Consider the following 17483-nt stretch of genomic DNA (forward strand, 5'->3'; position numbering starts at 1 on the left):
ATAGCCGGCTTTTTAATAACTACTATTTACTCGTCGTCAGCTTCTTCAGCTACCGGACGATCAACCAATTCTACGTAAGCCATTGGCGCTTTATCCCCAGTACGCAAACCGCATTTCATAATACGGATATAGCCACCTGGACGACCTTCGTAACGAGGGCCAAGATCAGTAAATAGTTTACCAACAGCAGAATCGCTACGCAGGCGCGCAAATGCAAGACGACGGTTAGCAACACTGTCTACCTTAGAAAGCGTAATCAAAGGTTCTGCGTAGCCACGCAGTTCTTTTGCTTTAGGCAGGGTTGTTTTAATCAATTCGTGCTCAACCAACGACGCCGTCATGTTGCGGAACATCGCTTTACGATGAGAGCTATTACGGTTTAATTGACGGCCACTATGACGATGACGCATGGCTTTTTCCTTTAATAAACGTTGCTATCTCAGCAAAAAATATTCGAAAGATCTTACGGATTACGCAAGAACTCGGTCGTCGTTTCTAAGACTTGCTGGCGGCCAGTTGTCTAGGCGCAAACCCAAAGACAAACCACGCGACGCCAATACGTCTTTAATTTCTGTCAGCGACTTTTTACCAAGGTTTGGCGTCTTAAGAAGCTCAACTTCCGTCCGTTGCACCAAGTCACCGATGTAGTAGATATTTTCTGCCTTCAAGCAGTTAGCTGAACGCACAGTCAATTCGAGATCATCAACCGGACGCAGCAGAATTGGATCTACTTCGTTCTCTTCGCGTGATGGCTCATTCTCGCCTTCGCTTTCCAGATCAACAAACACCGCAAGCTGCTGCTGTAGAATGGTTGCTGCACGACGAATCGCTTCTTCTGGATCGATAGTGCCATTGGTTTCTAAATCCAACACCAATTTATCGAGGTCTGTACGCTGCTCAACACGTGCGCTTTCTACTACATAGCTAACACGGCTAATTGGGCTGTAGCTCGCATCTAACTGCAAACGACCAATCGAGCGAGTCTCTTCTTCAGCGTTGTCACGCGCATCAGCTGGAACATAACCGCGACCACGAGCAATAGTCAGGCGCATATTGATCTCGCCATCATCATTCAAGTTCGCAATGACGTGATCGGTATTAACGATTTCAATTTCATGATCAGTTTGAATATCGCCAGCAGTAACAATCCCTGGGCCCTTTTTATTAAGAACCAAGGTCGCCTGATCTTTACCGTGCATGATGACAGCAACTTCTTTCAGGTTAAGGAGGATCTCAATAACATCCTCCTGCACACCTTCCATCGCACTGTATTCATGCAGAACACCGTCAATCTCAACTTCGGTTACCGCACAACCCGGCATAGACGAAAGCAAAATACGGCGCAAAGCATTACCCAAGGTGTGACCGAATCCACGCTCTAGTGGCTCAAGGGTCACTTTCGCACGAGTCTGCCCAAGCTCTTCAACTTGGATGACGCGTGGAGTTAGAAATTCATTGACAGCACTTTGCATAGGTCACCTGTAGTGATTTGTCCGGAGTTAAACTTACTTCGAGTAAAGCTCAACGATCAGTTGCTCGTTGATCTCAGAAGACAAGTCGCTACGATCTGGCGCGCTCTTGTAAACGCCTTCCATTTTGGTGGCGTTAATATCAATCCAAGAAATATCGCCACGCTGCGCAGCAAGAGCAATTGCAGATTGAATGCGCAATTGAGCTTTCGCTTTTTCACGAACACTAACAACATCACCAGCTTGTACTTGGTAAGACGGTACGTTAACAGTCTTGCCATTTACCAATACAGATTTATGCGACACTAGCTGACGCGCTTCTGCACGAGTAGAGCCAAAACCAATACGGTAAACTACATTATCTAAACGGCCTTCCAAAAGCTGAAGCAGGTTTTCACCTGTAGCGCCTTTACGACGAGCAGCTTTTGTATAGTAAGCACGGAATTGCTTTTCTAGCACGCCGTACATACGACGAACTTTTTGCTTTTCACGCAACTGAACGCCATAGTCAGAAAGACGACCACGACGCGCACCGTGCATACCAGGTGCAGTTTCTGCTTTACATTTTGAATCCAGAGGACGAACACCACTCTTCAAGAAAAGGTCGGTACCTTCCCGTCTGGATAATTTACAGCTTGGGCCCAAATATCTAGCCATTTTAAATATTCCTCAACTGTTAATTAAACACGACGTTTCTTGGGAGGACGACAACCATTATGTGGAATAGGCGTCACGTCGGTGATGTTTGTAATCTTATAACCGCAGTTATTTAAGGCGCGTACCGCAGACTCGCGTCCGGGACCTGGGCCTTTAACTTCTACGTCTAGATTTTTCAAACCGTAATCTTTCGCGGCGTTGCCAGCGCGTTCTGCAGCAACCTGCGCAGCGAAAGGAGTACTTTTACGAGAGCCACGGAAACCACTTCCACCGGCAGTTGCCCAGCTCAGTGCGTTACCCTGACGATCTGTAATTGTAACAATGGTGTTGTTAAATGACGCATGTATATGCGCAACACCATCCACGACGGTCTTTTTGACCTTTTTCCGTGGAGCTTGTTTGCCTGGTTTGGCCATGTTCAATATCCATCTCTAATATCAACACTACACAAGTGGTGTAGCTACACTAAAGGAATCCTGCCTTTAAATTACTTACGGATCGGCTTACGTGGACCTTTACGCGTACGCGCGTTGGTCTTAGTACGCTGACCGCGAAGCGGCAGACCTTTACGATGACGCAGACCGCGGTAGCAGCCCAGATCCAATAACCGTTTAATGTTCATAGAAACAACACGACGTAAGTCGCCTTCTACAGACATTTTCGCGATTTCGCCACGAAGCGCATCAAGCTGCTCTTCAGACAATGAACCGATTTTAGCGTCTTCAGCTATAGTTGTTTTAGCGCACAATGCCTTAGCAGTTGTACGGCCAATGCCATATATATAGGTCAACGAAATAACAGCATGCTTGTTATCTGGTATGTTGACACCTGCAATACGAGCCATTCAGGTTACTCCAATTAAGCCCAATTCTTTTAACGCCTAGCAATGACCGGAAAGCGGACAACACCTGCACGAAAGGCGCAGTAGTCTACCCGCACCGAGGAAGCAAATCAACCCCGATACCGTATTGCTTAGCCCTGCCGCTGCTTATGACGCGGTTCAACGTTACAAATAACCCGAACCACACCTTTACGACGAACAATTTTACAGTTGCGGCAAATTGTCTTTACCGATGCACGTACTTTCATTGTGATACTCCAAAAAAGCCATCAGGTTAGTGAGCGGTTAGCGCACACCACCGCCGTAATTCTTTAAGTTCGCCTTTTTCAAGACCGAGTCATACTGATGGGACATCAGGTGAGACTGAACCTGCGCCATAAAATCCATCACTACCACCACTACGATCAGCAACGAGGTACCACCGAGATAAAACGGCACGTTCCACATCACGACCAAAAACTGCGGCAATAAACACACGCCAGCTATGTACAAAGAGCCAAACATGGTTAAACGGGTTAACACGCCGTCTATATAATTCGCAGTTTGTTTACCAGGACGAATCCCAGGTAAAAACGCACCTGAACGCTTCAGGTTATCTGCGACTTCATCAGGGTTAAACATCAACGCCGTATAGAAGAAACAGAAGAAAACAATTAAGGCTGTAAACAGCAGAATGTTTAATGGCTGTCCTGGCCCAATTGCCAAAGCAACGTCCTGCAACCACTCCATCCCCTCTCCACTCTGCCCAACCCATTGCGCAATAGACGCAGGGAATAGCAAAATAGAACTCGCAAAAATAGCAGGGATAACACCCGCCATATTCACCTTCATCGGCAAATGACTAGATTGTGCCTGATACATCTTATTGCCGCGCTGCTGCTTAGCGTAATTTACAGTAATACGCCGCTGACCCCGCTCGATAAAGACAACCAAGTACACAACAGCAATCGCCAAAACCAGCACCGCTAGCAGAACTAAAATATTTAGCTCACCTTGACGCGCCTGCTCCAAAGATTGACCTACTGCCGAGGGTAACCCCGCGACAATCCCAGCAAATATCAACATCGATATGCCGTTGCCAACTCCGCGCTCAGTTAACTGCTCGCCCAGCCACATCATAAAGATAGCGCCGGTAACTAGCGACACCACCGAAACGAAGTAAAAACTAAAATCTGCACTGTATGCCAAGCCTTGATTGGCCAAGCCTACCGTCATCCCCGTCCCCTGTAATAGCGCAAGCACTACCGCAAGATAACGAGTGTATTGACTGATCTGCCTCCGACCGCCCTCACCTTCTTTCTTCAAGGCTTCTAACTGAGGACTAACCGCAGACATCAGCTGCATAATAATCGAAGCAGATATATAAGGCATGATACCCAAAGCAAGGATACTCATGCGCTCCAAAGCACCGCCAGAAAACATGTTAAACAAACCAAGGACTGTTCCTTGGTTTTGATTAAACAGCGCGGCGAGCTGATCCGGATTAATACCTGGCACCGGTATGTGAGTACCGATACGATAAACAATTATCGCTAGTAGTAAAAAACGGAGGCGAGCCATAAGCTCGCCCATTCCGGATTGATTTCCAGTTGATAGTGGACTGGACTTCGCCATGGAGTTCGCCTTATTCCTCGACTTTGCCGCCCGCTTTTTCAATTGCTTCGCGAGCGCCTTTGGTTACCGCTAAACCTTTCACAGTAACAGCTTTGTTCAGATCACCAGACAAAAAGATCTTCGCACGCTCAATATTGCTGTTAACTAAATCAGCACGCTTAAGCGCATCAAGATCAATCACGTCATCAGCAACTGCCATCAATTCCGCAGTGCGGATCTGTGCAGTAACGCGTGACAGACGCGAGGTGAAGCCATACTTAGGCAGGCGCTTTTGCAAAGGCATCTGACCGCCTTCAAAACCAGGACGCACGCTACCACCTGAACGGGACTTCAGACCCTTGTGACCACGACCTGCGGTTTTACCCAAGCCACTACCGATACCACGACCTACCCGTTTGCCGTCTTTAACTCGACCGGGTGCCGGGCTCAGCGTGTTTAAACGCATATCGCTCATCACTTATCCCTCAACACGTACTAAATAGTTGACCTTATTGATCATACCGCGCACTGATGGAGTGTCTTCCACTTCTACAGTATGGCGAATACGACGCAAGCCAAGACCAGCAACACAGGCCTTGTGCGACTTCAGTCGTCCTGTAACAGAACGAACTAGTGTGACTTTAATCTTGTTCATAGCAAATCCTGCCTTTGTCTCAGCTCAAGATCTCTTCTACAGTTTTGCCGCGCTTAGTTGCGACTTCTTCTGGAGAGGAAACACTTTCCAGTGCTTTGATAGTTGCACGAACCACGTTAACCGGGTTTGTAGAACCGTAGCACTTAGCTAATACGTTATGAATACCTGCAATTTCTAGCACAGAGCGCATCGCACCACCGGCGATAACACCAGTACCTTCAGACGCTGGCTGCATGTAAACCTTAGATGCACCATGACGACCTTTAACGGCGTACTGGATAGTGTCACCTTTGATGTCAACCTGCACCATGTTACGGCGAGCTGCTTCCATTGCCTTTTGAATCGCAACGGGCACTTCACGCGCTTTACCGCGACCGAAGCCAACTTTACCGCTACCATCGCCCACCACTGTAAGAGCAGTGAAGCTGAAAATGCGGCCACCTTTGACCACTTTGGCAACACGGTTTACCTGAACAAGCTTCTCTTGCAGGCCTTCTGTGTTTGCTTTGTCTTTCTGATCGTTATACGCCATCGCCTAAAACCTTAGAATTCCAAACCACCTTCACGGGCAGCATCTGCCAGCGCCTTGACACGCCCGTGGAATTTAAATCCACTGCGGTCAAAAGCGACCTTTGTCACGCCTGCGGCTTTCGCACGGTCAGCGATCAACTTGCCCACACTAGCGGCTGCAGCGACATTACCGGTCGCACCAGCACGCAAATCTTTGTCTAGTGTAGATGCACTCGCCAACACTACGTCACCTGATGCTGCGATAAGCTGCGCATACATGTGGCGTGGCGTGCGGTGAATGCTTAAACGTACGGCGCGTAGCTCACGCATTTTAAAGCGAGCACGGCGGGCACGACGTAATCTTGAAACTTTCTTATCGCTCATAACCTTGCCTTTACTTTTTCTTCGCTTCTTTACGACGGACGTTTTCTTCCGCGTAACGAACACCCTTACCTTTATAAGGCTCTGGTGGACGGAACGCGCGGATTTCGGCCGCTACCTTACCCAATATCTGCTTGTCAGTACCACTCAACACAATCTCAGTCTGTGTTGGCGTATCAACGGTAACGCCTTCTGGCAGATCGTAATCAATAGGGTGCGAAAAACCCAACACCAAATTAACAGATGTACCATTTGCCTTTGCACGGTAACCGACACCTTGAAGGATCAGCTTACGCTGGAAGCCTTCACTGACACCGACAACCATATTGTTAGTCAGTGAACGAGTAGTACCCGCCATTGCCCAACCATCTTTCGCGCCTTCACGCGCTGAAAATACTAAAGACCCGTCTTCCTGCTTAATCTCTACAGACTTGTGCAAAGGCATAACTAACGTGCCTTTCTTGCCTTTTACAGAGATATTGCTGGCGTCGAGTTTGACTTCAACCCCTGAAGGGATAGTCACTGGACTTTTCGCTACTCTTGACATGTTAAGAACTCTTTAAACTGTCGGGTTAGAAAACAGTGCAAAGCACTTCGCCGCCAACACCGGCAGCTCTTGCTGCGCGATCAGTCATCACACCATGACTGGTTGACACTATAGCGATACCCAGCCCTGCACGTACTGATGGCAATTCATCTTTACCTGCGTAAGCGCGGAGACCAGGGCGGCTAACGCGACTGATTTCAGCGATAACTGGCTTGCCCTGATAGTATTTTAATTCTACTGTCAGTTCTGCCTTGCCACCTTGTTCTTCAACCCGTGAACTGGCGACATAACCTTCATCTTCAAGTACTTTAGCAACAGATACTTTTAATTTAGATGACGGCATTGTAACAGCAGTTTTACCTGCCATCTGAGCGTTGCGGATGCGTGTCAGCATATCCGCTAGTGGGTCTTGCATGCTCATGTTTTGCTCCCGTTATACGTCGCGACCAAAGCTCGCGACAGCAAAATTCTCAATATTACCAGCTAGCCTTAACTAAGCCGGGGACATCGCCGCGCATTGCTGCTTGACGGAGCTGGTTACGGCAAAGACCAAACTTGCGGTAAACACCGTGTGGACGGCCAGTAATCTGGCAGCGACGACGTTGGCGAGATGGACTCGCGTCACGTGGCAACTTTTGCAGCTTAACCTGTGCATCCCACTTTTCTTCATCGCTAGCCGAAACACTAATAATAATAGCTTTCAGTGCAACACGCTTTGCAGCGAATTTTTCTACAGTTTGGGTGCGCTTCAATTCACGCGCTTTCATAGACTGCTTTGCCATAATCCCCTACCCCTTAACCTTTAAACGGAAAGTTAAACGCTTTTAACAGCGCGCGACCTTCATCGTCATTACGAGCGGTTGTGGTTATGGTGATATCCAGACCGCGCAGTGTATCAACTTTATCGTAATCAATTTCTGGAAATATGATCTGCTCGGTCACACCCATTGCAAAATTACCACGACCGTCAAATGATTTCGGGCTTATGCCGCGAAAATCGCGAACACGTGGAATTGCAACACTGACCAAACGATCCAAAAATTCGTACATATGGGCGCCACGCAGGGTCACCTTGCAGCCTATCGGCCAGCCGTCACGAATTTTAAAGCCCGCGATTGATTTGCGCGCCTTCGTCACAACTGGTTTTTGACCTGCAATTTTCTGTAAGTCTGAAAGTGCAGCTTCCAACACTTTCTTATCGCCAGCAGCTTCACCCACACCCATGTTCAGGGTGATTTTAGTGATGCGCGGAACTTCCATAGGGTTAGCTAAAGACAGCTCTTCTATCAGCTTAGCCCGCAACTCGTTTTGGTATAGTTCACCTAATCGTGCCATTTTCCACTAACCCCTACGCGTCAACCGCTTCGCCGCTGGATTTAAAAATACGGGTCTTACTGCCGTCTTCGGCCACTTTAAAGCCCACGCGATCCGCTTTTTTAGAAGCCGGATTATAAATCGCTACATTAGAAACTTGGATCGGCGCTTCTTTCTCGACGATACCACCAGCCACACCCAACTGCGGGTTTGGACGCTGGTGTTTCTTAATCATATTAATGCCAGACACCAACAGCTTATTGTTATCCATTACTTTCTGGACAACGCCGCGCTTGCCTTTGTCTTTACCGGTTAAGACGATAATTTCGTCTTCACGCTTAATCTTACGCATAACCTGACCTCAGCCTTCTCTCTACACCCAGTAACTACAGTACTTCCGGTGCCAAAGAGATAATCTTCATGAACTTCTCGCCACGCAATTCACGCGTTACCGGCCCAAAAATACGGGTACCGATTGGTGCGTTGTTATTGTTTAGCAACACTGCAGCGTTATCGTCAAACTTGATCAGCGAACCGTCACCGCGACGAACGCCTTTCTTAGTACGAACTACAACAGCTGTCATTACCTGACCTTTTTTCACTTTGCCGCGAGGAATAGCCTCTTTGACAGTGACTTTGATCAGATCGCCGACTCGTGCATAGCGACGATGAGAGCCGCCAAGCACCTTGATGCACATAACGCGACGTGCGCCACTGTTATCTGCAACTTCCAAATAGCTTTCTGTTTGAATCATTTCTTACTCCAAACCAGTCAACAGTGCATCAAGCGATTGCACAAGGGCCGCCGGTGAAATTAAACCTGGGTAGCCGTTACATCAACACTAACCAATGCCCAAGTCTTCAACTTAGATACTGGACGTGTTTCGCAAACTGTCACTACATCACCAATTTTGCACTCATTCTTTTCATCATGAGCGTGAACTTTCGATGAGCGCGTAATGTACTTTCCGTACATCGGGTGCTTTACCCGACGTTCAATCAGTACCGTAATGGTTTTATCCATCTTGTCACTGACCACTTTACCGGTGGCTGTACGAGCACTTTTTGCTACTTCTGACATTTTAATTACCTGCCTTTTCCTGGAGCACAGTTTTAACGCGTGCAATTTCCTGACGTGTTTTCTTCAGCAAATGCGTCTGCGCTAACTGGCCGGTACTCTTTTGCATACGCAACTTGAATTGATCTTCAAGTAACTGCAACAGTTGGGCATTCAGATCGTCAACTGACTTTTCGCGTAATTCTAAAGCATTCATCACATCACCACCCGTCTAACAAATGCGGTCGGCACAGGAATCTTTGCCGACGCCAAGGCGAATGCTTCACGCGCTAATTCTTCAGACACGCCTTCTACTTCATACAAAACCTTGCCCGGCTGAATCTGTGCGACCCAGTATTCAACATTACCCTTACCTTTACCCTGACGAACTTCCAGAGGTTTTTCGGTAATTGGCTTATCTGGAAAAACGCGAATCCAGATTTTTCCACCACGTTTGATGTGACGCGTCATTGCTCGACGTGCCGCTTCAATCTGGCGTGCTGTAATACGACCGCGACCGACTGCTTTAAGGCCAAATTCGCCAAAGCTTACCCGGCTACCGCGCTCTGCCAGACCACGGTTGCGTCCTTTGTGTTGCTTGCGAAACTTTGTGCGCTTCGGCTGTAACATTTGCGTAACCCTTACTCTGAACCTTTCTTAGCCTTAGCTTCGACCGCTTCTTTTCTGGTTCCCAAGATTTCACCCTTGAAGATCCAGACTTTGACACCAATGATGCCGTAGGTCGTAGCCGCTTCGTGCGTCGCATAATCGATATCGGCGCGCAGTGTGTGCAATGGCACACGCCCTTCGCGATACCATTCGGTACGAGCAATTTCCGCCCCGCCGACACGACCACTTACCTGTACCTTGATACCTTCCGCGCCCTGACGAATCGCATTTTGAACAACACGCTTCATCGCACGACGGAACATAACGCGACGCTCTAATTGCTGAGCGACATTCATAGCTACCAACTTCGCCTCGAGATCCGGCTTGCGGATTTCTTCGATGTTGATATGAACCGGCACACCCATTTTGACCGAAAGCTCTTTACGCAGCTTATCGACATCTTCGCCCTTTTTACCGATAACGATACCAGGACGTGCGGTGTGAATCGTAATACGCGCGGTTTGTGCCGGACGTTCTATAACGATTCGGCTTACCGATGCGCTCGCGAGCTTTTTCTCGAGCAACTCGCGAACTTCTAGATCCATTACCAGGTTCGCTGCGTAGTTCTTACCGCTTGCGTACCATACGGAGTTATGTTCTTTAACGATTCCCAGCCGGATGCCGGTCGGGTGTACTTTCTGACCCATGTGGTCTCTCCTACCTAGCCTTCGCTGTCAGCAACTTTAATCGTGATATGACAAGATCTTTTGAGAATACGATCCGCGCGACCTTTTGCACGTGGACGAAGGCGCTTCATAGTAGAACCCTCGTCTACAAAGATCGTAGAAACCTTTAACTCATCAACATCAGCGCCTTCGTTGTGCTCAGCGTTAGCGATTGCGGAGTTAAGCACTTTCTTAATAATGCTCGCCGCTTTCTTAGAGCTGAACGTCAACAGATCTAGCGATTCCTCTACACCCTTACCGCGAATTTGGTCAGCAACCAAACGAGCCTTCTGGGCAGAAATTCTTGCGCCTTTTAAACGTGCCGCTACTTCCATCTTAAAAGCCTCTCTCGGCCCAAGCTTAACGCTTGGCCTTTTTATCGGCCACGTGACCCTTATAGGTCCTAGTCGCGGCAAATTCACCCAATTTGTGCCCAACCATATCCTCGGTAACAATAACCGGAACATGCTGACGACCGTTATGCACAGCGATAGTCAGAGCTACCATTTCAGGCAGAATCATAGAGCGGCGCGACCACGTTTTAATGGGGCGACGATCGTTTTTTTCTACCGCTACTTCAACCTTCTTCAACAAATGAAGATCGACAAACGGACCTTTCTTTAATGAACGTGGCACAAGCTTATCCTCTTTACGCTAACTGGCATCTAAACGGCTTACTTGCCGCGACGACGCACAATTAGTTTGTCTGTACGCTTATTTTTACGAGTCTTATACCCTTTAGTCGGCATACCCCATGGAGATACGGGATGACGACCACCAGAAGTACGACCTTCACCACCACCATGTGGGTGATCTACCGGGTTCATCGCCACACCGCGAACGGTAGGACGAACACCGCGCCAGCGCGACGCACCCGCTTTACCCAACTTACGCAAGCTGTGCTCACTGTTGGATACTTCACCCAATGTTGCTCTGCACTCTGACAATACCTTACGCGTCTCACCGCTACGCAAACGAATTGTTGCGTACTGGCCTTCCCGCGCAACCAGCTGAGCCGAAGTACCAGCACTACGCGCCAACTGCGCGCCTTTACCAGGCTTCATTTCAACACAGTGAATAGTACTACCCACTGGAATATTGCGAATAGGCAGTGTATTGCCCGGTTTAATAGGTGATGAATCACCGGAAACAATCTGATCACCTGCTGACACACCCTTAGGCGCAATCACATAGCGACGCTCACCGTCTGCATACATTACCAAGGCAATGAAAGCAGTGCGGTTTGGATCGTATTCCAAACGCTCTACGCGTGCCGGAATACCATCTTTATTACGTTTAAAATCGATTAAACGGTAATGTTGCTTATGACCACCACCAACGTGACGAGTGGTGATACGGCCGTTGTTATTACGACCACCATTGCGCGACTGACTCTCAAGCAGCGGCTTGTGCGGTGCACCTTTGTGCAAATCAGGATTTACAACCCTGACGACAAAGCGACGGCCGGGAGAAGTCGGTTTACTTTTAACAATTGCCATTTGACTAAACTCCAGACTTATTCAGCGACCGCAAAGTCGATATCTTGACCCTGCGCAAGGCTAACATACGCCTTTTTCCAGTTTGATTTCTTGCTCAAACCAAAACGGTTACGTTTTACTTTGCCCTTAACATTGACGGTGCGAACACCCAGCACGTCAACTTTAAAAAGCTTTTCAACCGCCTTTTTGATTTCAAGCTTGCTGGCACTCGGCAATACTTTAAATACCACCTGATTACTCAGCTCAGCACTGGCTGCACTTTTTTCAGAAACGTGCGGGCCGAGCAGTACCTTATAGATGCGCTCTGTATTCATCCCAACAGCTCCTCAAACTTTTTCAATGCAGCCACGGTCACAACCACTTTCTCGTAGCCAATTAGGCTAACGGGATCTACGCCGCTTACATCGCGAACGTCGACATCATGAAGGTTGCGTGCCGCCAGATATAAATTACCATTCACTTCTTCGGTCACTACCAGAGCGCCCTTAAGACCGTACTCACCCAGCGACTGAACCAGCAGCTTGGTTTTAGGCTCATTCAAAGTAAACTCTTCAACCACAACCAAGCGCTCTTGACGAGCCAACTCAGACAGAATCGTGCAAATCGCAGCACGATACATTTTACGATTTACTTTTTGACTATGATCTTGCGGTCTTGCAGCAAATGTAACGCCGCCCCCACGCCAAATTGGCGAACGGATAGTACCCGCACGAGCACGACCAGTACCCTTTTGACGCCATGGCTTCTTACCACCACCGCGCACATCAGAGCGTGTTTTCTGAGCACGAGTACCTTGACGAGCACCAGCCATATAGGCCACAACAACTTGGTGCACTAGATCTTCGTTAAACTCACGAGCAAACGTAACGTCAGATACCTGAACAGTTCCCGCCGCAGCCCCGTTACCGGGTTTCGCAATACTTAATTCCACTGCATCGCCCCCTAGGATTTTTTAGCTTTCACGGCAGGACGCACAAACACGTCACCACCCGGAGCGCCTGGAACAGCGCCCTTGATTAAAATCAAGTTGCGCTCAGCGTCCACTCGAACAACTTCGAGAGTCTGAACAGTTACTTGCTCAGCACCCATGTGACCGGCCATCTTCTTGCCTTTCCAAACGCGACCTGGCGTCTGACACTGACCGATAGAACCAAGTACACGGTGCGACAATGAGTTACCGTGAGTCGCGTCTTGCATATGGAAATTCCAGCGCTTAATACCGCCCTGAAACCCCTTACCCTTAGACTGCCCAGTCACGTCAACTTTTTGACCAGCTTCGAAAGTAGCAACAGTTAACTCAGCACCAACTTCAGGGCTCTCTTCACCTTGCTCCAAACGAAATTCCCACAGACCACGACCAGCTTCAACACCAGTTTTAGCAAAGTGACCTGCTTCTGCTTTAGAGATACGCGACGCTTTACGGGCTCCAGTAGTTACCTGAATAGCACGATAGCCATCGACGTCATCTGCCTTGACACGAGTAACGCGATTAGGATCAACCTCAATCACCGTCACCGGAATAGATATGCCGTCTTCTGTAAAAACGCGCGTCATGCCGCTTTTACGACCGACCAAACCAATAGTCATTGCTCCAACCTCTCAGTGTACGGGGCTAACACCCTCTATGGCCGCGCGGTAAAGCGCGTTACACAACCCAGGGCCAGCCCCCGAGCGGGTCTGAAAATAAAATTCAGTATTTACATGTTTTAATTAGCCGAGGCTAATTTGAACTTCTACACCAGCCGCCAAATCTAACTTCATCAATGCGTCTACAGTTTTTTCTGTAGGCTCTACGATGTCCAGCATGCGCTTATGGGTGCGGATCTCATATTGATCACGCGCATCCTTATTTACATGCGGAGAGACCAGCACTGTAAAACGCTCTTTGCGAGTAGGAAGAGGAATCGGACCCCTTACCTGCGCACCAGTACGCTTAGCAGTATCTACAATCTCTTGCGTAGACGCATCAATGAGACGGTGATCAAAAGCCTTTAAACGAATTCGAATCCGTTGATTTTGCACCTGACCAAACTCCCATCCCAAATAAATCCGAGCCCAGCGCGACGAATCCGCGTGAAGTAACCCGAAAAAAGGAAGCGGAATGTTAAAGATATACCAAGACGTTGTCAACTAAATATCTAGGATATTTCACTATACAAACCACAACCAATTACAAATACCAAAAAGGCATTTTACAACTAAGAAAGGGAGGCCAACGACCTCCCCCTCTCAAGCCTAATCACGCGTTACGCGTGAAGACTTACTCTACGATTTTAGCAACAACGCCGGCGCCAACAGTACGACCACCTTCGCGGATTGCAAAACGCAAACCTTCTTCCATCGCGATAGGCGCAATCAATGTCACGTCCATCTTCACGTTGTCGCCAGGCATTACCATTTCAGTACCTTCAGGCAGCTCACAAGCACCTGTTACATCCGTGGTACGGAAGTAGAACTGTGGACGGTAGCCTTTGAAGAATGGCGTGTGACGACCACCCTCTTCTTTTGACAACACGTACACTTCCGCTTCAAAGCGAGTGTGCGGAGTGATTGAGCCAGACTTAGCCAATACTTGACCACGCTCAACGTCATCACGCTTAGTACCACGCAACAACACGCCTACGTTCTCACCAGCGCGACCTTCGTCAAGCAGCTTGCGGAACATTTCAACACCAGTACAGGTCGTTTTGGTGGTATCACGAATACCGATGATAGAAATCTCATCACCAGTGCGCAGAATGCCACGCTCAATACGGCCAGTTACAACAGTACCGCGACCAGAGATTGAGAATACATCTTCGATTGGCATTAGGAACGGCAGATCAACCGCACGCTCTGGCTGTGGAATATAAGTATCCAAAGCCTCAACCAATTTAGCGACCGCTGTCGTGCCAAGCTCGTTATCATCTTGACCGTTCAATGCCATTAATGCAGAGCCTGCAATAATTGGCGTGTCGTCGCCTGGGAATTCGTACATATCGAGCAGCTCGCGCAGCTCCATTTCTACCAATTCAAGCATTTCATTGTATTCTTCGCTGCCTACGCCGCCGCAATCTTCTGCAAGCAGGTCTGCCTTGTTCAGGAAGACAACAATGTACGGTACGCCAACCTGACGTGACAGCAGGATGTGCTCACGAGTCTGCGGCATTGGGCCGTCAGTCGCGCCACACACCAAAATAGCGCCATCCATCTGTGCAGCACCGGTAATCATGTTCTTAACGTAGTCAGCGTGACCTGGGCAGTCGACGTGAGCGTAGTGGCGAACTGATGAGTCATACTCAACGTGCGAGGTCGCAATGGTAATACCGCGCTCACGCTCTTCCGGTGCATTATCGATACCATCAAACGCCACCGCCTTACCACCATACACTTCCGCACATACGCGCGTCAGGGCTGCTGTCAGCGTGGTTTTACCATGGTCGACGTGACCAATGGTGCCCACATTCAAATGGGGCTTATTACGTTCAAACTTTTCCTTAGCCACGGTTTATTCCTCGCATAAAGGTTATTAAAAATTAAGCTCTGTTCTTAGCCATGATTTCTTCGGCGACGTTACGCGGCGCTTCAAAATACTTTTCGAACTCCATCGTAAATGTCGCACGACCTTGGGTTGCACTACGCAGATCGGTTGCATAACCGAACATCTCTGCTAGGGGCACTTGCGCATCGATCACCTTGCCCGACACACTCTCATCCATCCCGAGAATTATGCCGCGACGACGGTTCAAATCGCCGACTACATCACCCATATTTTCTTCAGGGGTGACAATTTCGACCTTCATAACCGGCTCAAGCAGCACTGCGCCACCAAGTTGAGCCAATTTTTTTGTCGCCATGGACGCCGCAATCTTAAACGCCATTTCATTTGAGTCAACGTCATGGTAGGAACCATCGTAAGCCGTCGCCTTCAAACCAAGCAGGGGATACCCAGCAAGCACACCATTCTGCATTTGCTCAGCAATGCCTTTCTCAATTGCCGGTATATATTCTTTAGGGACAACGCCGCCCACAATTTCACTGACAAACTCTAGGCCCTCAGCATTCGCGTCCTCACCCGGCTCAAAACGAATCCATACATGACCAAACTGACCGCGACCACCTGACTGACGAATAAACTTGCCTTCAATCTCACAGGTATTGCGAATCGCCTCGCGATAGGCGACCTGCGGCTTACCAATATTCGCCTCGACACCAAACTCGCGACGCATACGGTCCACCAAGATATCGAGATGAAGCTCACCCATTCCGGAAATAATACACTGACCGGTTTCTTCATCAGTCTTCACACGGAAAGAAGGATCCTCTTGGGCCAATTTACCCAGAGCAATACCCATTTTCTCTTGATCCGCTTGCGTTCTAGGCTCTACGGCCACCGAAATAACAGGCTCAGGGAATTCCATGCGCTCTAAAATAATGACGTTATTGGGGTCGCACAAAGTATCACCCGTCGTCACGTCCTTCAGACCTATAGCAGCCGCGATATCTCCTGCCAGCACTTCTTTAATTTCTTGGCGATCGTTGGCATGCATTTGCACCATCCGGCCAACGCGCTCTTTTTTCCCCTTAACAGAGTTGATAACCGCCGTACCGCTCTCCAACTTACCGGAGTACACACGGAAGAACGTAAGAGTACCCACAAAGGGGTCGGTTGCAATCTTGAATGCCAACGCAGCAAATGGCGCATCGTCATCGGCAACCCGGGTGGCCGGAGTCTCATCTTTATCGTCTAGCGTACCTTCAATTGCTTTAACTTCAGCAGGCGAAGGCATGTATTCAATAACGGCATCTAGCACCGCCTGAACACCTTTGTTTTTAAAAGCAGAGCCACCAAACACGGGAATAATTTCATTCGCCAGCGTTCGCTTGCGAATCCCCGCCTTAATCTCTTCCTCGCTCAGCTCTTCACCATCGAGGTATTTTTCCATCAATTCATCATCAGACTCAGCTGCAGCCTCAACCATGAATTCACGCATTTTCTTACAGGCATCAAGCATTTCAGCTGGAATCTCTTCATATACGAAGGTCATCCCCTGATCATCTTCATTCCAAATTATGGCTTTCATCTTTACTAGATCAACTACGCCACGAAACTCTTCTTCGCGACCAATAGTCATCTGCATTGGCACCGCATTCGCACCCAAGCGGGTACGCAATTGCGTCACTACTCGCTCAAAATCAGCACCGGCACGATCCATCTTATTGACGAATACCATGCGCGGCACTTCATATTTGTTCGCTTGACGCCAAACAGTTTCCGTCTGCGGCTGCACACCCGATGAGCCGCACAACACCACGACCGCACCATCAAGTACCCGCAGCGAACGCTCAACCTCAATAGTGAAGTCAACGTGGCCAGGGGTATCAATGATGTTTACACGATGCTGTTCATACTGCTGCTGCATTCCAGCCCAGAAACACGTAGTGGCAGCAGAAGTAATGGTAATACCACGCTCCTGCTCCTGCGCCATCCAATCCATAGTCGCCGCGCCGTCATGCACTTCACCAATCTTATGAGAAAGGCCAGTGTAGAACAGCACACGCTCGGTAGTTGTTGTTTTACCCGCGTCCACGTGGGCACAAATACCGATGTTGCGATATCTGGAAATTGGAGTTTTACGCGCCACAA

Annotated in this window: 30 protein-coding genes; all 30 read right to left on the minus strand. The window is 48.7% G+C overall.

Annotated elements, in window-relative coordinates:
* Nucleotides 1-26: 26 nt before the first annotated feature.
* The 30 genes from rplQ to fusA all read right to left on the minus strand — a co-directional run bounded on the left by rplQ (nt 27) and on the right by fusA (nt 17481).
* Nucleotides 27-410 (minus strand): 50S ribosomal protein L17, encoded by a 384-nt coding sequence (rplQ, locus tag GVJ32_RS15505; protein ID WP_159240986.1) that lies wholly within the window; start codon nt 408-410, stop codon nt 27-29.
* 60 nt (nt 411-470) lie between these two features.
* Nucleotides 471-1472: a DNA-directed RNA polymerase subunit alpha gene (locus GVJ32_RS15510; protein ID WP_159240987.1), complete on the minus strand. Its 1002-nt coding sequence runs from the start codon at nt 1470-1472 to the stop codon at nt 471-473.
* A 33-nt stretch (nt 1473-1505) separates the two neighbouring features.
* Entirely contained in the window at nt 1506-2126 is a 621-nt protein-coding gene (gene rpsD, locus GVJ32_RS15515; protein WP_159240988.1) for a 30S ribosomal protein S4, read from the minus strand.
* Nucleotides 2127-2149: 23 nt separating this feature from the next.
* Nucleotides 2150-2542 carry a 30S ribosomal protein S11 gene (gene rpsK, locus GVJ32_RS15520; protein WP_103684236.1) on the minus strand — a complete coding sequence of 131 codons (393 nt, stop codon included), beginning with the start codon at nt 2540-2542 and terminating at the stop codon, nt 2150-2152.
* Between the two features lie 71 nt (nt 2543-2613).
* Entirely contained in the window at nt 2614-2970 is a 357-nt protein-coding gene (gene rpsM / locus GVJ32_RS15525; protein WP_103684237.1) for a 30S ribosomal protein S13, read from the minus strand.
* Between the two features lie 128 nt (nt 2971-3098).
* A complete protein-coding gene (gene rpmJ, locus GVJ32_RS15530; protein ID WP_103684238.1) occupies nt 3099-3215 on the minus strand; it encodes a 50S ribosomal protein L36 in 117 nt (38 codons plus the stop codon).
* A 37-nt stretch (nt 3216-3252) separates the two neighbouring features.
* Entirely contained in the window at nt 3253-4581 is a 1329-nt protein-coding gene (gene secY, locus GVJ32_RS15535) for a preprotein translocase subunit SecY (protein WP_159240989.1), read from the minus strand.
* A 10-nt stretch (nt 4582-4591) separates the two neighbouring features.
* Nucleotides 4592-5026, minus strand: coding sequence for a 50S ribosomal protein L15 (gene rplO, locus GVJ32_RS15540; protein WP_159241039.1), 435 nt, complete (start codon nt 5024-5026; stop codon nt 4592-4594).
* 12 nt (nt 5027-5038) lie between these two features.
* Nucleotides 5039-5215, minus strand: a complete 177-nt coding sequence (gene rpmD / locus GVJ32_RS15545) for a 50S ribosomal protein L30 (RefSeq protein ID WP_159240990.1) — start codon at nt 5213-5215, stop codon at nt 5039-5041.
* Between the two features lie 19 nt (nt 5216-5234).
* Nucleotides 5235-5747 (minus strand): 30S ribosomal protein S5, encoded by a 513-nt coding sequence (gene rpsE / locus GVJ32_RS15550; protein ID WP_159240991.1) that lies wholly within the window; start codon nt 5745-5747, stop codon nt 5235-5237.
* Between the two features lie 11 nt (nt 5748-5758).
* Nucleotides 5759-6109 carry a 50S ribosomal protein L18 gene (rplR, locus tag GVJ32_RS15555; RefSeq protein ID WP_103684242.1) on the minus strand — a complete coding sequence of 117 codons (351 nt, stop codon included), beginning with the start codon at nt 6107-6109 and terminating at the stop codon, nt 5759-5761.
* 10 nt (nt 6110-6119) lie between these two features.
* Nucleotides 6120-6653, minus strand: coding sequence for a 50S ribosomal protein L6 (gene rplF, locus GVJ32_RS15560; RefSeq protein ID WP_159240992.1), 534 nt, complete (start codon nt 6651-6653; stop codon nt 6120-6122).
* Between the two features lie 25 nt (nt 6654-6678).
* Entirely contained in the window at nt 6679-7074 is a 396-nt protein-coding gene (gene rpsH, locus GVJ32_RS15565; RefSeq protein ID WP_159240993.1) for a 30S ribosomal protein S8, read from the minus strand.
* Nucleotides 7075-7129: 55 nt separating this feature from the next.
* Nucleotides 7130-7435, minus strand: a complete 306-nt coding sequence (gene rpsN, locus GVJ32_RS15570) for a 30S ribosomal protein S14 (protein WP_159240994.1) — start codon at nt 7433-7435, stop codon at nt 7130-7132.
* Nucleotides 7436-7448: 13 nt separating this feature from the next.
* Nucleotides 7449-7988: a 50S ribosomal protein L5 gene (rplE, locus tag GVJ32_RS15575; RefSeq protein WP_159240995.1), complete on the minus strand. Its 540-nt coding sequence runs from the start codon at nt 7986-7988 to the stop codon at nt 7449-7451.
* 13 nt (nt 7989-8001) lie between these two features.
* Nucleotides 8002-8319: a 50S ribosomal protein L24 gene (gene rplX, locus GVJ32_RS15580; RefSeq protein ID WP_159240996.1), complete on the minus strand. Its 318-nt coding sequence runs from the start codon at nt 8317-8319 to the stop codon at nt 8002-8004.
* Nucleotides 8320-8353: 34 nt separating this feature from the next.
* Entirely contained in the window at nt 8354-8722 is a 369-nt protein-coding gene (gene rplN / locus GVJ32_RS15585) for a 50S ribosomal protein L14 (protein WP_159240997.1), read from the minus strand.
* A gap of 59 nt (nt 8723-8781) precedes the next feature.
* On the minus strand, nt 8782-9048 hold the full coding sequence (rpsQ, locus tag GVJ32_RS15590; protein ID WP_159240998.1) for a 30S ribosomal protein S17: 267 nt from the start codon (nt 9046-9048) through the stop codon (nt 8782-8784).
* A 1-nt stretch (nt 9049) separates the two neighbouring features.
* Nucleotides 9050-9241, minus strand: coding sequence for a 50S ribosomal protein L29 (gene rpmC, locus GVJ32_RS15595; RefSeq protein ID WP_103684250.1), 192 nt, complete (start codon nt 9239-9241; stop codon nt 9050-9052).
* Nucleotides 9241-9654 (minus strand): 50S ribosomal protein L16, encoded by a 414-nt coding sequence (rplP, locus tag GVJ32_RS15600; RefSeq protein ID WP_008248345.1) that lies wholly within the window; start codon nt 9652-9654, stop codon nt 9241-9243. The genes rpmC and rplP overlap by 1 nt, the downstream gene beginning before the upstream one ends.
* Before the next feature lie 11 nt (nt 9655-9665).
* Nucleotides 9666-10340: a 30S ribosomal protein S3 gene (rpsC, locus tag GVJ32_RS15605; protein WP_159240999.1), complete on the minus strand. Its 675-nt coding sequence runs from the start codon at nt 10338-10340 to the stop codon at nt 9666-9668.
* Between the two features lie 14 nt (nt 10341-10354).
* Nucleotides 10355-10693, minus strand: a complete 339-nt coding sequence (rplV, locus tag GVJ32_RS15610; protein WP_103684253.1) for a 50S ribosomal protein L22 — start codon at nt 10691-10693, stop codon at nt 10355-10357.
* Nucleotides 10694-10718: 25 nt separating this feature from the next.
* Nucleotides 10719-10994 carry a 30S ribosomal protein S19 gene (rpsS, locus tag GVJ32_RS15615; RefSeq protein ID WP_103684254.1) on the minus strand — a complete coding sequence of 92 codons (276 nt, stop codon included), beginning with the start codon at nt 10992-10994 and terminating at the stop codon, nt 10719-10721.
* 38 nt (nt 10995-11032) lie between these two features.
* Nucleotides 11033-11857 (minus strand): 50S ribosomal protein L2, encoded by an 825-nt coding sequence (gene rplB, locus GVJ32_RS15620; RefSeq protein ID WP_159241000.1) that lies wholly within the window; start codon nt 11855-11857, stop codon nt 11033-11035.
* Nucleotides 11858-11874: 17 nt separating this feature from the next.
* Nucleotides 11875-12171, minus strand: coding sequence for a 50S ribosomal protein L23 (rplW, locus tag GVJ32_RS15625; RefSeq protein WP_103684256.1), 297 nt, complete (start codon nt 12169-12171; stop codon nt 11875-11877).
* Nucleotides 12168-12788, minus strand: coding sequence for a 50S ribosomal protein L4 (rplD, locus tag GVJ32_RS15630; protein ID WP_159241001.1), 621 nt, complete (start codon nt 12786-12788; stop codon nt 12168-12170). Before rplD ends, rplW begins: the two co-directional genes overlap by 4 nt.
* A gap of 11 nt (nt 12789-12799) precedes the next feature.
* Nucleotides 12800-13444, minus strand: a complete 645-nt coding sequence (rplC, locus tag GVJ32_RS15635; protein WP_159241002.1) for a 50S ribosomal protein L3 — start codon at nt 13442-13444, stop codon at nt 12800-12802.
* 123 nt (nt 13445-13567) lie between these two features.
* The gene (gene rpsJ / locus GVJ32_RS15640) at nt 13568-13879 is read right to left on the minus strand and encodes a 30S ribosomal protein S10 (RefSeq protein ID WP_103684259.1); all 312 of its coding nucleotides are present in this window, start codon (nt 13877-13879) and stop codon (nt 13568-13570) included.
* 238 nt (nt 13880-14117) lie between these two features.
* Nucleotides 14118-15341 (minus strand): elongation factor Tu, encoded by a 1224-nt coding sequence (gene tuf / locus GVJ32_RS15645; protein WP_159241003.1) that lies wholly within the window; start codon nt 15339-15341, stop codon nt 14118-14120.
* Nucleotides 15342-15372: 31 nt separating this feature from the next.
* Nucleotides 15373-17481: an elongation factor G gene (gene fusA / locus GVJ32_RS15650; RefSeq protein ID WP_159241004.1), complete on the minus strand. Its 2109-nt coding sequence runs from the start codon at nt 17479-17481 to the stop codon at nt 15373-15375.
* Between the last annotated feature and the right edge of the window lie 2 nt (nt 17482-17483).

Origin of the sequence: Zhongshania aliphaticivorans (genome assembly GCF_902705855.1) — a bacterium.
Classification (GTDB): Bacteria; Pseudomonadota; Gammaproteobacteria; order Pseudomonadales; family Spongiibacteraceae; genus Spongiibacter; species Spongiibacter aliphaticivorans_B.

What these genes read in the sequence shown, in the direction of transcription:
- rplQ (WP_159240986.1), bottom strand. Translation starts at nt 410, where the DNA reads ATGCGTCATCGTCATAGTGGCCGTCAATTAAACCGTAATAGCTCTCAT.
- GVJ32_RS15510 (WP_159240987.1), bottom strand. Translation starts at nt 1,472, where the DNA reads ATGCAAAGTGCTGTCAATGAATTTCTAACTCCACGCGTCATCCAAGTT.
- rpsD (WP_159240988.1), bottom strand. Translation starts at nt 2,126, where the DNA reads ATGGCTAGATATTTGGGCCCAAGCTGTAAATTATCCAGACGGGAAGGT.
- rpsK (WP_103684236.1), bottom strand. Translation starts at nt 2,542, where the DNA reads ATGGCCAAACCAGGCAAACAAGCTCCACGGAAAAAGGTCAAAAAGACC.
- rpsM (WP_103684237.1), bottom strand. Translation starts at nt 2,970, where the DNA reads ATGGCTCGTATTGCAGGTGTCAACATACCAGATAACAAGCATGCTGTT.
- rpmJ (WP_103684238.1), bottom strand. Translation starts at nt 3,215, where the DNA reads ATGAAAGTACGTGCATCGGTAAAGACAATTTGCCGCAACTGTAAAATT.
- secY (WP_159240989.1), bottom strand. Translation starts at nt 4,581, where the DNA reads ATGGCGAAGTCCAGTCCACTATCAACTGGAAATCAATCCGGAATGGGC.
- rplO (WP_159241039.1), bottom strand. Translation starts at nt 5,026, where the DNA reads ATGCGTTTAAACACGCTGAGCCCGGCACCCGGTCGAGTTAAAGACGGC.
- rpmD (WP_159240990.1), bottom strand. Translation starts at nt 5,215, where the DNA reads ATGAACAAGATTAAAGTCACACTAGTTCGTTCTGTTACAGGACGACTG.
- rpsE (WP_159240991.1), bottom strand. Translation starts at nt 5,747, where the DNA reads ATGGCGTATAACGATCAGAAAGACAAAGCAAACACAGAAGGCCTGCAA.
- rplR (WP_103684242.1), bottom strand. Translation starts at nt 6,109, where the DNA reads ATGAGCGATAAGAAAGTTTCAAGATTACGTCGTGCCCGCCGTGCTCGC.
- rplF (WP_159240992.1), bottom strand. Translation starts at nt 6,653, where the DNA reads ATGTCAAGAGTAGCGAAAAGTCCAGTGACTATCCCTTCAGGGGTTGAA.
- rpsH (WP_159240993.1), bottom strand. Translation starts at nt 7,074, where the DNA reads ATGAGCATGCAAGACCCACTAGCGGATATGCTGACACGCATCCGCAAC.
- rpsN (WP_159240994.1), bottom strand. Translation starts at nt 7,435, where the DNA reads ATGGCAAAGCAGTCTATGAAAGCGCGTGAATTGAAGCGCACCCAAACT.
- rplE (WP_159240995.1), bottom strand. Translation starts at nt 7,988, where the DNA reads ATGGCACGATTAGGTGAACTATACCAAAACGAGTTGCGGGCTAAGCTG.
- rplX (WP_159240996.1), bottom strand. Translation starts at nt 8,319, where the DNA reads ATGCGTAAGATTAAGCGTGAAGACGAAATTATCGTCTTAACCGGTAAA.
- rplN (WP_159240997.1), bottom strand. Translation starts at nt 8,722, where the DNA reads ATGATTCAAACAGAAAGCTATTTGGAAGTTGCAGATAACAGTGGCGCA.
- rpsQ (WP_159240998.1), bottom strand. Translation starts at nt 9,048, where the DNA reads ATGTCAGAAGTAGCAAAAAGTGCTCGTACAGCCACCGGTAAAGTGGTC.
- rpmC (WP_103684250.1), bottom strand. Translation starts at nt 9,241, where the DNA reads ATGAATGCTTTAGAATTACGCGAAAAGTCAGTTGACGATCTGAATGCC.
- rplP (WP_008248345.1), bottom strand. Translation starts at nt 9,654, where the DNA reads ATGTTACAGCCGAAGCGCACAAAGTTTCGCAAGCAACACAAAGGACGC.
- rpsC (WP_159240999.1), bottom strand. Translation starts at nt 10,340, where the DNA reads ATGGGTCAGAAAGTACACCCGACCGGCATCCGGCTGGGAATCGTTAAA.
- rplV (WP_103684253.1), bottom strand. Translation starts at nt 10,693, where the DNA reads ATGGAAGTAGCGGCACGTTTAAAAGGCGCAAGAATTTCTGCCCAGAAG.
- rplB (WP_159241000.1), bottom strand. Translation starts at nt 11,857, where the DNA reads ATGGCAATTGTTAAAAGTAAACCGACTTCTCCCGGCCGTCGCTTTGTC.
- rplW (WP_103684256.1), bottom strand. Translation starts at nt 12,171, where the DNA reads ATGAATACAGAGCGCATCTATAAGGTACTGCTCGGCCCGCACGTTTCT.
- rplC (WP_159241002.1), bottom strand. Translation starts at nt 13,444, where the DNA reads ATGACTATTGGTTTGGTCGGTCGTAAAAGCGGCATGACGCGCGTTTTT.